At 70.8% G+C, this 14,865-nt stretch carries 13 protein-coding genes and 2 tRNA genes; 2 read left to right on the forward strand and 13 right to left on the reverse strand.

From position 1 onward, the window contains the following. Nucleotides 1–104 precede the first annotated feature (104 nt). The 3 genes from B1H19_RS14850 to B1H19_RS14865 form a co-directional block, all read right to left on the reverse strand. Nucleotides 105–2,996 carry a leucine--tRNA ligase gene (locus B1H19_RS14850; RefSeq protein WP_083105200.1) on the reverse strand — a complete coding sequence of 964 codons (2,892 nt, stop codon included), beginning with the start codon at nt 2,994–2,996 and terminating at the stop codon, nt 105–107. Between the two features lie 282 nt (nt 2,997–3,278). Further along, the gene (locus B1H19_RS14860; protein WP_083105202.1) at nt 3,279–5,234 is read right to left on the reverse strand and encodes a S53 family peptidase; all 1,956 of its coding nucleotides are present in this window, start codon (nt 5,232–5,234) and stop codon (nt 3,279–3,281) included. A 355-nt stretch (nt 5,235–5,589) separates the two neighbouring features. Next, nucleotides 5,590–5,662 (reverse strand) — tRNA-Ala (locus B1H19_RS14865). A gap of 153 nt (nt 5,663–5,815) precedes the next feature. Between B1H19_RS14865 and B1H19_RS14870 the strand changes: the two genes are divergently transcribed. Beyond that, nucleotides 5,816–7,174, forward strand: coding sequence for a glycosyltransferase 87 family protein (locus B1H19_RS14870; RefSeq protein ID WP_083105203.1), 1,359 nt, complete (start codon nt 5,816–5,818; stop codon nt 7,172–7,174). A gap of 80 nt (nt 7,175–7,254) precedes the next feature. On the opposite strand, the gene B1H19_RS14875 is transcribed toward B1H19_RS14870, so the two are convergent. From B1H19_RS14875 to B1H19_RS39275, 9 genes are all read right to left on the reverse strand, one after another. After that, nucleotides 7,255–7,488, reverse strand: a complete 234-nt coding sequence (locus B1H19_RS14875) for a hypothetical protein (protein WP_083105204.1) — start codon at nt 7,486–7,488, stop codon at nt 7,255–7,257. Nucleotides 7,489–7,491: 3 nt separating this feature from the next. After that, nucleotides 7,492–7,737, reverse strand: coding sequence for a hypothetical protein (locus tag B1H19_RS14880; RefSeq protein ID WP_083105205.1), 246 nt, complete (start codon nt 7,735–7,737; stop codon nt 7,492–7,494). Nucleotides 7,738–7,957: 220 nt separating this feature from the next. Continuing rightward, a tRNA-Ala gene (locus tag B1H19_RS14885) sits at nt 7,958–8,030 on the reverse strand. A gap of 123 nt (nt 8,031–8,153) precedes the next feature. Beyond that, a complete protein-coding gene (locus B1H19_RS14890) occupies nt 8,154–8,798 on the reverse strand; it encodes a histidine phosphatase family protein (RefSeq protein ID WP_083105206.1) in 645 nt (214 codons plus the stop codon). A gap of 5 nt (nt 8,799–8,803) precedes the next feature. Continuing rightward, nucleotides 8,804–9,238, reverse strand: a complete 435-nt coding sequence (gene rsfS, locus B1H19_RS14895) for a ribosome silencing factor (RefSeq protein ID WP_044363812.1) — start codon at nt 9,236–9,238, stop codon at nt 8,804–8,806. Between the two features lie 209 nt (nt 9,239–9,447). After that, nucleotides 9,448–11,262: a LytR C-terminal domain-containing protein gene (locus B1H19_RS14900; RefSeq protein WP_083105207.1), complete on the reverse strand. Its 1,815-nt coding sequence runs from the start codon at nt 11,260–11,262 to the stop codon at nt 9,448–9,450. A gap of 24 nt (nt 11,263–11,286) precedes the next feature. Then, nucleotides 11,287–11,898, reverse strand: a complete 612-nt coding sequence (nadD, locus tag B1H19_RS14905; protein ID WP_083105208.1) for a nicotinate-nucleotide adenylyltransferase — start codon at nt 11,896–11,898, stop codon at nt 11,287–11,289. Nucleotides 11,899–11,950: 52 nt separating this feature from the next. After that, nucleotides 11,951–12,112 (reverse strand): hypothetical protein, encoded by a 162-nt coding sequence (locus B1H19_RS39270; protein ID WP_030066609.1) that lies wholly within the window; start codon nt 12,110–12,112, stop codon nt 11,951–11,953. 115 nt (nt 12,113–12,227) lie between these two features. Continuing rightward, the gene (locus B1H19_RS39275) at nt 12,228–12,380 is read right to left on the reverse strand and encodes a hypothetical protein (RefSeq protein WP_203237160.1); all 153 of its coding nucleotides are present in this window, start codon (nt 12,378–12,380) and stop codon (nt 12,228–12,230) included. Between the two features lie 142 nt (nt 12,381–12,522). Here B1H19_RS39275 and B1H19_RS14910 point away from each other — a divergent pair, with 142 nt between their 5' ends. Then, on the forward strand, nt 12,523–13,623 hold the full coding sequence (locus B1H19_RS14910; RefSeq protein ID WP_083105209.1) for a M48 family metallopeptidase: 1,101 nt from the start codon (nt 12,523–12,525) through the stop codon (nt 13,621–13,623). A gap of 40 nt (nt 13,624–13,663) precedes the next feature. On the opposite strand, the gene B1H19_RS14915 is transcribed toward B1H19_RS14910, so the two are convergent. Then, nucleotides 13,664–14,797 (reverse strand): SCO2583 family membrane protein, encoded by a 1,134-nt coding sequence (locus B1H19_RS14915; RefSeq protein WP_083105210.1) that lies wholly within the window; start codon nt 14,795–14,797, stop codon nt 13,664–13,666. Between the last annotated feature and the right edge of the window lie 68 nt (nt 14,798–14,865).

The raw sequence follows: 14,865 nt of genomic DNA on the forward strand, positions 1-14,865 counted from the left end.
CCGCGCCCTCTTCTCCACGGTAAACGGCACGGGCAGGTTGGGGGTTCCCAGCGGAACCCCCAACCTGCCCGTAGGGGAAAACCCTGATATGCCGCTCCGGCCGCTTACGCCGGAACGATGTTCACCAGCTTCGGCGCCCGCACGATCACCTTCCGGATGCCCGCGCCGCCCAGCGCCGCGACCACGCCCGGGTCGGCCAGCGCGGCCGCCTCCAGGTCCGCGTCGGAGATCGACGGGGCGACCTCCAGCCGCGCCTTGACCTTGCCCTTGATCTGAACGACGCAGGTCACGGCCTCGTCCACGACATAGGCCGGGTCCGCCACCGGGAAGTCGGCGTGCACCAGGGACTCGGTGTGGCCCAGCTTGCGCCACAGTTCCTCGGCGATGTGCGGGGCCAGCGGGGCGATCAGCAGGACCAGCCGCTCGGCGACCGTGCGGGCGATCGGGCCGCCCGTCTTGGTCAGGTGGTTGTTCAGCTCGGTCACCTTGGCGATGGCGGTGTTGAAGCGCAGGTTCGGCATGTCCTGGGTGACGCCGTCGATGGCCTTGTGCAGCGCACGCAGGGTGGCCTCGTCGGGCTCGATGTCGACGACGGTGACCTCGCCGGTCGCCTCGTCCACCACATTGCGCCACAGGCGTTGCAGCAGGCGGTACTGGCCGACGACGGCGCGGGTGTCCCAGGGGCGCGAGACGTCCAGCGGGCCCATCGCCATCTCGTACAGGCGCAGGGTGTCCGCACCGTATTCGGCGCAGATCTCGTCCGGAGTGACCGCGTTCTTCAGGGACTTGCCCATCTTGCCCAGCAGCCGGGAGACCTTGCCGCCCTCGTAGTAGAAGACGCCGCCGTCGTGCTCCTCGACCTCCGCCGCCGGGACGGCGATGCCGCGGCTGTCCCGGTAGACGTACGCCTGGATCATGCCCTGGTTGTACAGCTTGTGGAACGGCTCGCGGGACGAGACGTGCCCCAGGTCGTAGAGCACCTTGGACCAGAAGCGGGCGTACAGCAGGTGCAGTACGGCGTGCTCGGCGCCGCCCACGTACAGGTCGACGCCGCCGTGCGGCTGGCCCTCGCGCGGGCCCATCCAGTACTGCTCGACGGCCGGGTCGGCCAGCGCGTCGTCGTTGTCCGGGTCCAGGTAGCGCAGCTCGTACCAGCACGAACCCGCCCAGTTGGGCATGGTGTTGGTCTCGCGGCGGTAGGTCTTGGGGCCGTCGCCCAGGTCCAGCTCGACGTTGACCCAGTCCTCGTTGCGGGACAGCGGGGTCTCCGGCTGGGTGTCGGCGTCGTCCGGGTCGAAGGTGCGCGGGGAGTAGTCCTCGACCTCGGGCAGCTCCAGCGGCAGCATCGACTCGGGCAGCGGGTGCGCCACACCGTCCTCGTCGTAGACGATCGGGAACGGCTCGCCCCAGTAGCGCTGGCGGCTGAACAGCCAGTCGCGCAGCCGGAAGTTGACGGTGCCTTCACCGATGCCCCGGCCGGCCAGCCAGTCGGTGATCTTCGCCTTGGCCTCCGTGACGCCCAGGCCGTCCAGCGAGATCGTGTCACCGGAGGAATTGATGATCTTGGCGTCGTACGAGGCGAAGGCGTCGTCCCAGGTGGACGGGTCGGTGCCGCGGCCGTCGGACGGCTCGACGACACAGCGCATCGGCAGCTCGAAGGCGCGGGCGAAGGCGAAGTCGCGGGTGTCGTGGGCGGGGACGGCCATGATCGCGCCGGTGCCGTAGCCCATCAGGACGTAGTCGGCGATGAAGACGGGGACCTGCTCGCCGCTGACCGGGTTGGTGGCGTAGACGCCGGTGAAGACGCCGGTCTTGTCCTTGGCCTCGGCCTGGCGCTCGACGTCCGACTTGGCGGCGGCCTGCTTGCGGTAGGCGGCGACCGCTTCGGCGGGGGTGGCGTGGCCGCCGGTCCAGACGTCGTGGGTGCCCTCGGGCCAGGCGTCGGGCACGATCGAGCCGGTGCCGTTCTCGGCGCCGGCGATCAGCGGGTGCTCGGGGGCCAGCACCATGTAGGTGGCGCCGAACAGGGTGTCCTGGCGGGTGGTGAAGACGGTGATCTTGTCGACGTCGGTGACGGGGAACTCGACCCGCGCTCCCTCGGAACGGCCGATCCAGTTGCGCTGCTGGAGCTTGATGGCCTCGGGCCAGTCCAGCTCGTCCAGGTCCTTCAGCAGCCGGTCGGCGTAGGCGGTGATGCGCATGTTCCACTGGCGCAGCTTGGCCTTGAAGACCGGGTAGTTGCCGCGCTCGGAGCGGCCCTCGGCGGTGACCTCCTCGTTGGCCAGCACCGTGCCCAGGCCGGGGCACCAGTTGACCGGCGCGTCCGAGGCGTACGCCAGGCGGTACTCGCCCAGGACGTTGGCGCGCTCGATGCCGCTCAGTGCGCTCCAGGCCCGGCCGTCCGGGGTCTGCCGGGTGCCGGCCTCGAACTGGGCGACCAGGGTGTCGATCGGACGGGCGGCGTCCGCCTCCGGGTCGTACCAGGAGTTGAAGATCTGCAGGAAGATCCACTGGGTCCACTTGTAGTACGCCGGGTCGATCGTCTCGATCGAGCGGCGCTGGTCGTGGCCCAGACCCAGGCGGCGCAGCTGGCGCCGCATGTTGACGATGTTGGCCTCGGTGGAGACCCGCGGGTGGGTGCCGGTCTGGACGGCGTACTGCTCGGCGGGCAGGCCGAAAGCGTCGAAGCCCAGGGTGTGCAGGACGTTGTGGCCGGTCATCCGCAGATGGCGGGCGTAGACGTCGGTGGCGATGAAGCCCAGCGGGTGGCCGACGTGCAGGCCCGCGCCCGAGGGGTACGGGAACATGTCCATGACGAACTTCTTGGGGCGGGCCACCCGCTCGGAGTCGCCGGCCAGGCTGCCTGTGGGATTGGGCGCCTCGTACGTCCCGTTCTGCTCCCAGAAGTCCTGCCAGCGTGCCTCGATGTCGGCGGCCAGCGCGGCCGTATAGCGGTGCGGCGCTGCCGTCTCGGCAGCGGTGATCGTCTCGCTCATCGTCCTCAAAGCTCCATCATTCGTCTCTGCCTGCGGCTGCTGCGACACGGTTTCTGCGGAAACAAAAACGCCCCTCACTCAGGAGGGGACGCCGCGCCGATGCCGACCCGGGCGGTCACAGCAGTCTGGCCCGGTCGGGACTGATCAGCGCGGCCCGCTAAGCAGAAGGCGTACGGCACACATGGCGCCAGGGTACCGCAGGGCCTGCGGGGCCCGCGCCGAGGATTCCCCCGGCCGCGGACCCCGCATTCCCGTGTCCGCCCCTGGGGCGGACCAAGTGCCTCAGTGGCGGTAGGAGCTCACATAGCCGGCACCGGGCGAGCCCACCCCGGTGACGTCGTCGTAGCCGACGGTCGCCTTCAGGGAGCTGTCCTTGCCCAGGCTGCGCAGCGAGGTCGTGGTGCCCTTGCTCGCGTCGGCACCGTTGACGTAGTCGACCCGGACGACCGCCAGGTCGCGGCCGGCCCCCAGCGGGTGGTCGGTGACGTCGTGGTAGGCGGAGGTGCCGTAGCGCTGGTAGATGGCGGGGTTGGCGAAGCCGAGGGGCACGCCGTGCCGCGCCTGCTGGGCCAGTGCCTGGACGCCCGCGATCACCGGGGCGGCCAGCGAGGTGCCGCCGATGCGGTACTCGTCGTAGCCGAGCTTGCCGTTGGGCAGGGTCTGGGTCTGGCCGACCAGGAATCCGGTGTTGGGGTCGGCGACCGCCGCGATGTCCGGAACGGCGCGCATCTTGCTCTTGAGAAGGGCGCTGGAGAGCTGGTCCGGGACGATCCCGCGCTGGTAGTAGGGCTGCGGCACGGTCTTGCTGACGCCGCCGCCCGCGCCGCCGTTGAAGGCGCCCGGGAAGTCCGTCCAGTCCTTGCCGTCCTTGGACAGCACGGCCTTCTGGGTGCCCCAGCCGGTCTCCCACTTGTAGGCGTCGCGCTTGCCCACGGCCAGCGAGGTGCCGCCGACCGCGGTCACCCAGGCGGAGTTCGCCGGGGTGTCCACCTGCTTGATGCCGGTGTTGGCGACCTCGTCACCGTTGTCGCCGGAGGAGAAGTAGAAGCCGATGCCCTGGACGGCGCCCTGCTGGAAGAGCTGGTCGTAGGCGGCGGCCGAGTCCGGAGTCTCACTGGCCTCGATGTCGCCCCAGGAGTTGGAGACGATATCGGCCAGATGCCCGTCGACGACCTTGCCGAGCGAGTCGAGCAGATCGTCGTCCTGGCAGGAGGCGGCGCCGACGTAGACGATGTCGGAGTCGGGGGCGACCGCGTGGACGGCCTCGACGTCGAGGGTCTCCTCGCCGTACCAGCCGGCCGCGCCGCAGTCCTTGATGTGCGTGTACGCCTTGGGCAGCACCTGGGAGAGCTGGCCGCCGCGGTAGGCCTGGTCGCCGTGGCGGGCGGCGTACCTGCCGGCGTCCTGGGCGATGGTCGGCGAGGCGTAGGCGTCGGTGATCGCGACGGTGACGCGCTTGCCGGTCCACTGCTTCGCCCCGTAGGCGGCGCGCAGCTGCTTGCCGGTGTAGCCCTTGATCGCGTACGGCGCCTTGCTCCCGTACGCCGACGGCAGGCTCGGGTCCGTACGGGAGCCGTAGTACGAGGAGAACGGGCCGGAGTTGCGGAACACCGGGGACGGCGGCGGCAGCTGCGTGTGGTGCTGGGAGAACCGCGGCGCATTGTCCAGACCGGTGACCGTGAGCACCGCGTCGGCCAGGGAGGCGGGCGCGGAGGCGGTGGCCGACGGGGCGTGGTAAGTGTGGCCGCTCTTGCGGTAGTTGTGCAGGTCGGTGGCGAAGGCGCGCTCGGCGGCGGCCGCGTCGCCGGTGACCGTGACATAGCGGTTGGTGGTTCCGGTGACCTTCAGGCCGGAGCTATTCAGCCAGTCGGTCACCTTGGATATCTGGTCGTGCGTGGCACCGTAGCGGGCGCGTACCTGGGCGGCGCTCAGATACTTGCCGTACGAGGAGGACTGCGGGTCGGACACCGCCCTGGCGTAATCGGCCAGACCCTTGGCGTCGCGGCCGGCCAGGTAGACACGGGCGGTGATACCGGTGGAGCCGGCGGTGGCGCCCTGGTCGGCCTTGCTGGTGGCCCACAGCGGCTTGGTGCCCAGCAGCGCGTGCCGGCCCCCGTCGTGGCCCGATGCGTCGGCCGCGGGTGCGCCGAGCGCGAGAGTACCGGCGACCAGCGGCAGCGCCGCCGCCCAGGCCAGACCGGTACGGACGCGCGGTGTTCTGGTGCGGCTTGATCTCATGTAACCCCCTGCATTGGCAATGCGGTGCGCTGTGGGTGACGCGCTGCGCCGGTGGGCCGGGACTCCGGGACGCGTCACCGCACAAGCGGTGAATGGGTGGTGACGCTCACGCGATGCGTCACTCTTTCGGTGAACTGTTCATGTCAGGGGAATGCGATCACCAAGAAGGAGCCAAGAAACGGCAAGGATTGGGTTGGGATAGACCAGGAGAAGGCGGTCAACTCGCCCTAATGAACGGACAGTTGACGCACAATCAGGGCAACTGGGAAGAAACTCCCCCATCGGCGGACCTGTGACACCCACCCATACACAACGGAGCGGGCCGCCCGATTCGGACGACCCGCTCCGTGTTCTGTGGAGCTAAGGAGAATTGAACTCCTGACCTCCTGCATGCCATGCAGGCGCTCTACCAACTGAGCTATAGCCCCTTGCTGTGTTACCGCCCGGTTCCCCGCTGCGGCATCGCCTACATTACACGGCCCACCCGGGCTTTCGCCAAATCGTTCTCCCGGGGCTCCGGAGCGGCACCCCGGGGTACTGTCGACGGGCCGTGCCCGATTCGTCCTGGGGAGCCGTACGCCGTGACCGCGCTGGAGCTGGAACAGCCCGCCGACCCCCGCGGCCCCTCCCCCGTACGCGGCCTCCTGCACCGGCACCCGACCCTGATCGCGGCGCTGGCCTGCGCCCTTTCCTTCACGGTCTTCTGGACCGTGCAGCGGCTCGCCCATGTGACCATGATCGATCTGATGGTCTACCGCGCCGAGGGCTGGACCGCCCGCAACGGCGAGGACCTCTACGACATGGTGGCGACCTCCGCCCACCTGCCCAACACCTATCCCCCCTTCGCCGCGCTGCTCTTCACCCCGCTCACCCTCGTCGGCGTCCCCGCGATGCGCACCCTGGCCACCGCCGGCAATCTCGCGCTGTTCGTCGCCGTCGTCCATCTCTCGCTGCGGCTGGCCGGGCGGCCGCGGCGGCTGCCCCGGCCCGCGGCGACGCTGGCCCTCTCCGCGCTGCTGGTGTGGGTGGAGCCGGTCTGGACGACCCTGCGCTACGGGCAGATAAACCTCCTCGTCGCCGCGCTGGTGCTGTGGGACCTCACCCGTAAGGACACCAACCGCTGGGCGGGCGTCGGGATCGGCATCGCGGCCGGTATCAAGCTCACCCCGGCGCTGTTCGCGGTCTTTCTCGCACTGGCCGGAGCCGTCCGCGCCGGGCAGCTGCTGCGCTCCGGCGCGGGGGCGCGCGCCGCCTGGCACCCCTGGCTGCGGCAGGCCGTCGTCGCCACCGTGACCTTCCTCGTCACCGCGCTGCTCGCGGCGCTCGCCCTGCCCCGGGACTCGCACCGTTTCTGGACCGAGATCGTCTTCGCCGCCGACCGGGTCGGCGAGGTGGAGATCACCGCGAACCAGTCGCTGCGCGGCGCCCTCGCCCGGCTGCTGCACACCCACGACCCGGGCGCGAGCTACCTCGTGGTGGCCGGTGCGACGGCGGCGCTCGGACTGGCGCTGGCGGTCGGCTCCCTGCTGCGCGACGCGGGGGCGCCCCCGGCCGAATACGGCGGGAGGGCCTGGGCGGCCGTCTGCTGCGCCATGACCGCCCTGCTGGTCAGCCCGATCTCCTGGTCGCACCACTGGGTGTGGGCCGTCACCGCGCTGATCCTGCTCGGCTCCGAGGCCCTGCACCGCACCGGCCGGGCCGCGCGCCGCTGGTGGGCGACGACCGCGGCGGCCGGCCTGCTGTTCTGCTCGTTCGCCCTGTGGTGGGTACCGCACCGCTGGCACCACCACGAGGAACTCCACCAGAACGGCCTCCAGATGCTGCTCTCCGACGTCTATCCGCTCGCCGGCCTGGCGCTGCTCGCCCTGGCGGCGGCCCGGCTGCGCCGGCTCGGCGGGCGAGGGGGCGGCGAGGGGATGCCGGTGCCTCCGGTGGTGTGACGGCGAAGCGCGGCAGGGCGGCGAACGGGCCCCGCGGACCGCGGAACTGACCCGTCATCGCCCTCGGCGCCGGGGGGCGGTTATGCCCTGGCGAACGAGTAGAAGCGTTTCAGCGTGCAGTGCTCGTCCAGCAGCCGACCGTAGATCGGCTCCCCGTCGAGTTCGCGGTAGGTCTCGATGGGATCGCCCTTTATGACCAGGGCGCGGGCGCATTCCTCGCACCAGTACTGGTAGTCGGAGTTGATCGGCTCCATGTCACGGACGATGGGCGTACCGCTGCCGCACCAGTCGCATTTCCTGCTGTGAGCGCCCATCCGTCAGCTCCAACTGTGGCCGCAGGCCGTACAGACGAAGGAAATCCCGCCGTTGTCGCCCAACACCTGGGCGACATGGGAGGAACCGCACGAGGGACACTCAAGGGCCGAAGCGGCGCTCGCGCAGCAGCCGCCGGGGCCGCCGACGGGACAGGTGAAGCGGAGCGCGTATTCGGGCAACCAGTCATATCCCTGCGCCTCGGCCAATTCGAGCAGGTCATTGACCTCCTCAAGGATGCTCGTAGGCATCGCGATCTCTCCTCCCCTGGGCGCCGTCCGATTCTGCCACGGACCATCGGCGAGGTCAGGCCCGCCTTTGCGCCGTTCCGGCGAGGGAACCGCGATGCCACTGCCCTTCTCCGCGGGCGGAGTTGACGGAGCGACGGCGGACGGCGGCGACACGACACGCCCCTGGAGGTAACACGAAGATCCCGCCCCCTGCGAAGAGGGGACGGGATCATCCGATCTGTGGAGCTAAGGAGAATTGAACTCCTGACCTCCTGCATGCCATGCAGGCGCTCTACCAACTGAGCTATAGCCCCGGGTCTTGTTCCGCTCCTCCGGGTTTCCCCCGGCGGCGCCGCGAACAAGAAGAACTTTAGCCTGCGACCTGCCCAGATGTGAAATCCGGGTGACGGGACCGGCCGGCGGGGGCCGGAACCGGGTCAGTCGTCGTCGCCGAGGACCGGCTCGGGGAGGGTGCCGGCGTTGTGCTCCAGGAGGCGCCAGCCGCGGGCGCCCTCGCCCAGGACGGACCAGCAGCAGTTCGACAGTCCGCCCAGGCCCTCCCAGTGGTGGGCGTCCAGACCGAGGAGACGGCCGATGGTGGTGCGGATGGTGCCGCCGTGGCTGACGACGACGAGGGTGCCGCCGTCGGGGAGCTTGTCGGCGTGGTTGATCACCACCGGGGCGGCACGGTCGGCGACCTCGGTCTCCAGTTCGCCGCCGCCGCGGCGCACCGGCTCACCGCGCTTCCAGGCGGTGTACTGCTCGCCGTACTGCGCGAGGATCTCGTCGTGCGTCAGGCCCTGCCAGGCGCCCGCGTACGTCTCGCGCAGGGCCGCGTCGTGCGTCACCTGGAGCCGGGTGAGGGCCGCGAGCTCCTGGGCGGTGACGGCGGCCCGCTTCAGGTCGGAGGCGATGATCGCGTCCGGCTTGAGGGCGGCGAGCAGCCGGGCGGCCCGGCGCGCCTGCACCAGGCCGGCCTCGGTCAGCTCGATGTCCGTGGAGCCCTGGAAGCGGCGTTCGAGGTTCCAGGACGTCTGGCCGTGGCGCCACAGGACGACACGGCGGCCACGGTCGGTCCTCATGCCGTTCAGTGCAGCTCTCCGTCCTGCGCGCCCGCCGTGGCCTCGGCATGCGCCGCGGCCTTGCCGCGGGTGGCCTTGGCGTCCTCGGGGAGGTCGATCTCGGGGCAGTCCTTCCACAGGCGCTCGAGGGCGTAGAAGACACGCTCCTCGCTGTGCTGGACGTGCACCACGATGTCGACGTAGTCGAGCAGCACCCAGCGGGCCTCGCGGTCGCCCTCGCGGCGGACCGGCTTGGCCCCGAGGTCCTTGGCCAGCCGCTCCTCGATCTCGTCGACGATCGACTTGACCTGGCGGTCGCTGGGCGCCGATGCCAGCAGGAAGGCGTCGGTGATCGAGAGGACGTCGCTGACGTCGTACGCGATGATGTCGTGCGCGAGCTTGTCGGCTGCTGCCTGGGCGGCGGCGTTGATGAGCTCGATGGAGCGGTCCGTGGCGGTCACAAGCGGCTTTCCGGGTCGGGGGCGGCCGCACCGGCCGGGCGGCCGGAGCGGCGGTCGAGTACCCCTCAAGGGTCTCACGGACCACCGACACTCCCGGATGCCTTTTCGAACGGCGGGCGACACCGCCGCGGACCGCCCGGTGGACCGGGCCCGCGGCCACCGGTGCGCCCGCCGCGCCCCACGGCGGGCGGCCGCACCGGAGCCGCCGGTCAGCCCTGGAAGTCCCGGCCCAGTACGACGGTGATGTCCGCGTTCGAGGCGCCCTTGCCCTGTTTGACCGCGCCGGCCGGCAGCCCCAGGGTCTTGGCGACCTCGGCGGCCTGGGCCTTCTTGCTCGCGTCGGCGTAGGTCACCTGGGACGTGGTGCGGGTCACCGTCTCGGCACCGGCATCGACGAAGGTGTAGCCACCGTTGACCAGCGCGACCTGTGCCTTGCCGGTAGCGGACTTCGTCCCGGCGGCGTTACGGACGGCGACGCGGGCGACGGCATCGGGGGCGGTCTTCTTGACCTCGCCGCCGAGTACGTCCTTGACCATGGCGTTCGAGGCGGCCTGGCTGAGCGTGCCGTCCGCCTGCACCGGCAGCAGGGTCGTGCGGTAGGCGCCGGTCTTCGCGAGCTCCGCGCGCTGCGCCAGCGAGCTGCCGAGTTCGGCCTCGGTCAGCGGCGGGTCGAGGACCTGGAGCAGCGTCTTGACGGTCGCGGTGGCGCCGTCCGCATCGCTGGAGACCTTCTTCAGCGTGGCCTGCATGACCTGCCCGAACCGCTCCAGCTGCTTGGTCTGGGTCTCGCCGGGCCCCTGGTAGGTGGCGTAGGCGACGGCCGCCTGCCCGTTGAGGTCGCGGGCAGGGCCCTGTTTGACGGCCGGGGAGTCGCCCTTCTTGGCGCCGGGCACGGTGGCGTCGGCGTCCAGGGTGATCCCGCCGACCGTCTCGACGAGGTTCTCCAGGTAGGGGGTGTCCAGCCGCCAGCTGGCCTTGAGATCGGTGCCCAGGAGAGTGTTGAGGGAGTCCTTGGTGGCGTCGGCGCCGTCCTCCTTGACGGACTTGGCGAGCGTGGTGGCGGACCCGTCGTCCTTGGTGAGGACGAGGTTGTTGGGCAGCAGGACGGTGGTGCCCTTGTGGCTGGTGGTGTTGTCCACCAGGAGCGCCGTCGAGCTGTTGCCGCTCTTGGTGTCGCGCAGATGGACCACCAGGACGTCACGCTTCTGCCCGGCGGCGGCAACGGCCTTGGCTCCGCCCGCACCGGCCAGGCCCGGCAGCTTGCCCGCCCACCACAGATAGCCGACGCCGCCGGCCACCACGAGCGCGAGCACCACGCACAGCGCGACGACCCGGCTGCGGCCGCGCCGCTTGGCCTCCTCGCGCCGCTCGGTGCGGCTCTCGGTGAACTTCAGCCAGTCGATGACGTCCTCGGAGTCCTCGTCCCCCTCTTCGGCGAAGGAGAACTCATCGGAGCCGGCGCCCTCGTCCCCGGCGGCCGCGGAGCGCCTGCCCTCGGGGGACGGCGGGGCCGCGCCCGTACGCGGGGCGCCCTGGGGCTCCGCTCCGTACGGGGACGCCTCGTCGAAGGCCGGCCGGTCGTCGTAGGCGGGCTGCTCGTACGGCTGCCGCGGCGCCTGCTGCGGGATCCACTCCTGCTGGCCCGGCCGGCCGCCCGGCTGCTGCTGGGGCTGCGCGTACGGGTCGTACTGCGGCGCATAGCCCTGCTGGACCTGGCCGCGCCCGTAGGCGTCGTGGCCGTACTCCTGCTGCGCCGGGTACTGCTGGCCGGCCTGGTGGCCGCCCTGGTGGCCCGCCTGGCCGCCGTACGGGTCGTAGCCGTCCTGGCCGCCGTAGGGCCCGGCGGGCGCCGCCGGCTGCCCGTAGGGGTCGTAGGACTGCTCGTACGGCCCCTGGGCGGCGTCGTGGTACACCGGCCGCCCGTAGGCGTCGTAGGTGTAGCCCGGCCTGCCCTGCCGCTCCTGGGCGTAGGGGTCCTGGGCGTACGGGTCCTGCGGCCCGTACGGATCCTGTCGGTCGCTCACCGGTGCCCCTTTCCGTCAGGTGCGTCAGCGGTCGCTGCGGTACAGCTGCTTCTTGTCGATGTAACGCACCACTCCGTCGGGGACCAGGTACCAGACCGGGTCCCCCTGGGCGACGCGCGCCCGGCAGTCCGTCGAGGAGATGGCCAGCGCCGGCACCTCGATCAGCGACACCGCCCCCTCGGGCAGCCCCGGGTCCGCGAGGACATGGCCGGGTCTGGTCACCCCGATGAAGTGCGCGAGTGACACCAGCTCCGCCGCATCGTGCCAGGTCAGAATCTGGCTGAGGGCATCGGCGCCGGTGATGAAGAACAGATCCGCGTCCCGGTGCTCGGCGCGCAGATCACGCAGCGTGTCTATCGTGTACGTCTTGCCGCCGCGGTCGATGTCGATGCGGCTGACGGAGAACTGCGGATTGGACGCGGTCGCGATGACCGTCATCAGATACCGGTCCTCGGCCGGGGACACCGTCTTGTGGCTCTTCTGCCACGGCTGTCCCGTCGGCACGAAGACGACCTCGTCGAGGTGGAACTGGCTGGCCACCTCGCTGGCGGCGACAAGGTGACCGTGATGGATCGGGTCGAACGTCCCGCCCATCACGCCGAGCCGCCGCTTCACGGGCCCTGTGTGCTCTCCCATGCGTGCAGACCCTACTGGGCGTCGCCCGACGGCGGGGTCCGGGTGCCGGGGCTCAGCGGTCGCGGTTGAAGCGGGTGGTGATCCACAGCAGGAGAAGCAGGACAAACAGGGCGCCGCCGCCGGTCACGAACGGGCTGAGGCTGGCGTGGCCGCCCTCGTGTCCGGGCTCGGCGGCGAGGGAGACCAGGGAATGTGCGGTGGTGTGCAGGCTCATCGTCGACAGGACCAATCCGGGTGGGGTCGGGCAGTAACGTCCGCCACATCGTAAGCGTCACCCCGCCGCGGGCCCACGGCGACTCCACCCACGGCCCCGGGAGGCGGCCCGGACGTCAGTCCTGGTTGCCGTAACCGCGCAGCAGGAACCACGCGAGGAACACCGCGCCCAGCACACCGACGATGATCACGGTGCGCAGGATCCAGCCGGGGCCGTCGGCGTGGGAGGTCTGCTCGGCTGCGGCGAGGAGCAGGCTCGGATGGGGCATGGCGATGCGCTCCCTTGAAGCGAGAGGTACGGGCGGGTACGGGGCGGATGTACCGAGCCTCAGCGTACGCCTGAGCATCCATTCCGCCGTCAGTGGCGTCCTCTAGGCTGAAACTCACGCAGTCGAAGAGGGGGAGGCCCCAATGACGGAGAGCCCAGGCGGCAGCGACAACGTACCGAGCCGGGATCGCAAGCGGTTCCCCGGAATCTCGTCCCGGGCGTACGAACACCCGGCGGACCGCTCTGCGCTGGTGGCCCTGCGCAAGCTGAGCGGCTTCGACACCATCTTCAAGACGCTCAGCGGTCTGCTTCCGGAGCGCAGCCTGCGGCTGATGTTCCTGTCGGACTCCGTCCGCGTCGGCGACCAGCAGTTCGCGCACCTCAACGACATGCTGCGGGACGCCTGCTACATCCTGGACCTGGAGAAGGTCCCGCCGATGTACGTCAACCAGGACCCGAATCCGAACGCCATGTGTATCGGCCTGGACGAGCCGATCATCGTGCTCACGACGGGCCTGGTCGAGCTCCTCGACGAGGAGGAGATGCGGGCGGTCATCGGCCATGAGGTCGGGCACGCGCTCTCCGGGCATGCCGTGTACCGCACGATCATGCTGTTCCTGACGAACGTGGCCGTGAAGGTCTCCTGGATCCCGCTGGGCAATGTCGCGATCATGGCGATCGTGACGGCGCTGCGCGAGTGGTTCCGCAAGTCGGAGCTGTCCGCGGACCGCGCCGGGCTGCTGGTCGGCCAGGACCTCCAGGCGTCGATGCGCGGCCTGATGAAGCTGGCCGGCGGCAATCATCTGCACGAGATGAACGTCGACGCGTTCCTCAAGCAGGCGGAGGAGTACGAGCAGGGCGGCGATCTGCGCGACTCCGTCCTCAAGATCCTCAACCTGCTGCCGCGCAGCCACCCGTTCACCACCGTGCGGGCGGCCGAGCTGAAGAAGTGGGCGGCCAGCCGCGACCACCAGCGCATCCTGGACGGCCACTACCCGCGCCGCGACGAGGACAAGGACGCCTCGGTGTCCGACTCCTTCCGGGACTCCGCGGCCCACTACGCCGATTCGGTGCGCAACAGCAAGGACCCGCTGATGGGCCTGGTGCGCGATATCGCGGGCGGTGCGGGCGATCTGGGCGGCAAGCTGCGCGACACGGTCTTCGGATCGCGCGACGGCGGAGCCAACGGCTCCGGCGGCAGCGGCAAGGGGCCGAGCGGCGGCGAGGGCCCGAGCGGGGCCTGACGGCGCGGAGCCGGTCCCGGACAGGCCCTGACGGGCGCGTCTAGCGGATCGGGTGCGCCGGGGTCGGCTCGGCGGTGGCCGCCAGTTCGCCGCACAGCGAGGGGTTGGCCCGGCCTCTGGCGTAGGGGTCGGTGCTCGCCGGCCGGCCGTCCCCGGCGCGCTGTCCGGCGAGCAGCGGGCGCAGCGTGTCGGCCGGCTGCGAGGAGCAGGCCAGCGGCCCCGCCTGGAGGCTGCTCTGGAGGACTTCCAGCCGGTGATCGGCCAGGTCGTCGCGGTTTATCCGGAAGTGCATCTCGCGCCGGACGGTGAACAGCGAGGCGGCGCCCGGCGTGACCTTGCCCACGCCGTGGTCGGCGGGGCCGTTCTTCAGCGCCTGGTCGGTGGGGCGTACGGCGTAGACAAAGGTGTAGTCGGCGGTGACGTCGAGCGCGTCCTGGCTCAACTCCGTCGCCGCGAGCGTGCCGTTGACCCGTACGTTGCGGTCCGCGAGTTCGATCTGCCGCGGGTCGAAGCGGACCAGCCAGCCGGTCGCCGCATAGCGGCCGTTGTCGTCGGGATGCGTCATGCTCCGGTCGAACTGGTCGAGTTGACCGGTGTCCAGCAGCAGCCGCACCGGCCGCACCGAGGCGCCGGTGAGTGTGGCCGGGTCCAGCGAGGAGCGGACGAGGTAGTCCTTCGCAAGGGTCAGGGCGGAGATGATCTGGCCGTCGGAGAAGTGCTCGGAGCGGGCGACGGCGGGCAGGCTGATGCCCGCGCCGCCGATGCGGTAGTCCTTCGCCGGGCTGTGCGCGAAGAGGTCCTCGGGCGTCGCGCCCGGCACGGCGCCGGACGGTGCGAGCGGTACGGCCGCGGAGCGCAGCGGCTGGGCCGGGACCGTGTCGGGGGTCTTGTAGGGATGGCGGACGCCCATGTAGACGGCGGTGCCGAAGGCCAGGATGATCAGCAGCACCAGCAAGATCGCCTGCCGGGAGCCGCCGGCGGCCCGCAGCAGCCAGCGGTGCCGGGGTTTGACGGCAGGCGAGTGCTGATCGCCCAGCCGCTCGTCGGCGGAGAATTCCTGTAGCCGCGCTGCCCGCACGAACGATTCGTCGAAGACAACGGATCGGTATTCGTCCTCACCGCCTCCCGAGGCGCCGTCGGGCGTCCCTTCGGGAGGGTCACCAGGCCCGGTCATACAACTAGGGTAGGTCCGCTGCGGCGAAGGTAAACGCCGGGACGGACGCCAACTTCAGCGGCCCGCTC

This window comes from Streptomyces gilvosporeus (assembly GCF_002082195.1).
In the GTDB taxonomy this organism is placed as follows: Bacteria; Actinomycetota; Actinomycetes; order Streptomycetales; family Streptomycetaceae; genus Streptomyces; species Streptomyces gilvosporeus.

Excerpts from the sequence above, each read along its gene's own strand:
- nadD (WP_083105208.1), bottom strand. The coding sequence starts at position 11,898 with ATGGGAGAGCACACAGGGCCCGTGAAGCGGCGGCTCGGCGTGATGGGC.
- B1H19_RS14860 (WP_083105202.1), bottom strand. The coding sequence starts at position 5,234 with ATGAGATCAAGCCGCACCAGAACACCGCGCGTCCGTACCGGTCTGGCC.
- B1H19_RS14850 (WP_083105200.1), bottom strand. The coding sequence starts at position 2,996 with ATGAGCGAGACGATCACCGCTGCCGAGACGGCAGCGCCGCACCGCTAT.
- B1H19_RS39275 (WP_203237160.1), bottom strand. The coding sequence starts at position 12,380 with ATGCCCCATCCGAGCCTGCTCCTCGCCGCAGCCGAGCAGACCTCCCAC.
- B1H19_RS14915 (WP_083105210.1), bottom strand. The coding sequence starts at position 14,797 with ATGACCGGGCCTGGTGACCCTCCCGAAGGGACGCCCGACGGCGCCTCG.
- B1H19_RS14910 (WP_083105209.1), top strand. The coding sequence starts at position 12,523 with ATGACGGAGAGCCCAGGCGGCAGCGACAACGTACCGAGCCGGGATCGC.
- B1H19_RS14875 (WP_083105204.1), bottom strand. The coding sequence starts at position 7,488 with ATGGGCGCTCACAGCAGGAAATGCGACTGGTGCGGCAGCGGTACGCCC.
- B1H19_RS14890 (WP_083105206.1), bottom strand. The coding sequence starts at position 8,798 with ATGAGGACCGACCGTGGCCGCCGTGTCGTCCTGTGGCGCCACGGCCAG.
- B1H19_RS14880 (WP_083105205.1), bottom strand. The coding sequence starts at position 7,737 with ATGCCTACGAGCATCCTTGAGGAGGTCAATGACCTGCTCGAATTGGCC.
- B1H19_RS39270 (WP_030066609.1), bottom strand. The coding sequence starts at position 12,112 with ATGAGCCTGCACACCACCGCACATTCCCTGGTCTCCCTCGCCGCCGAG.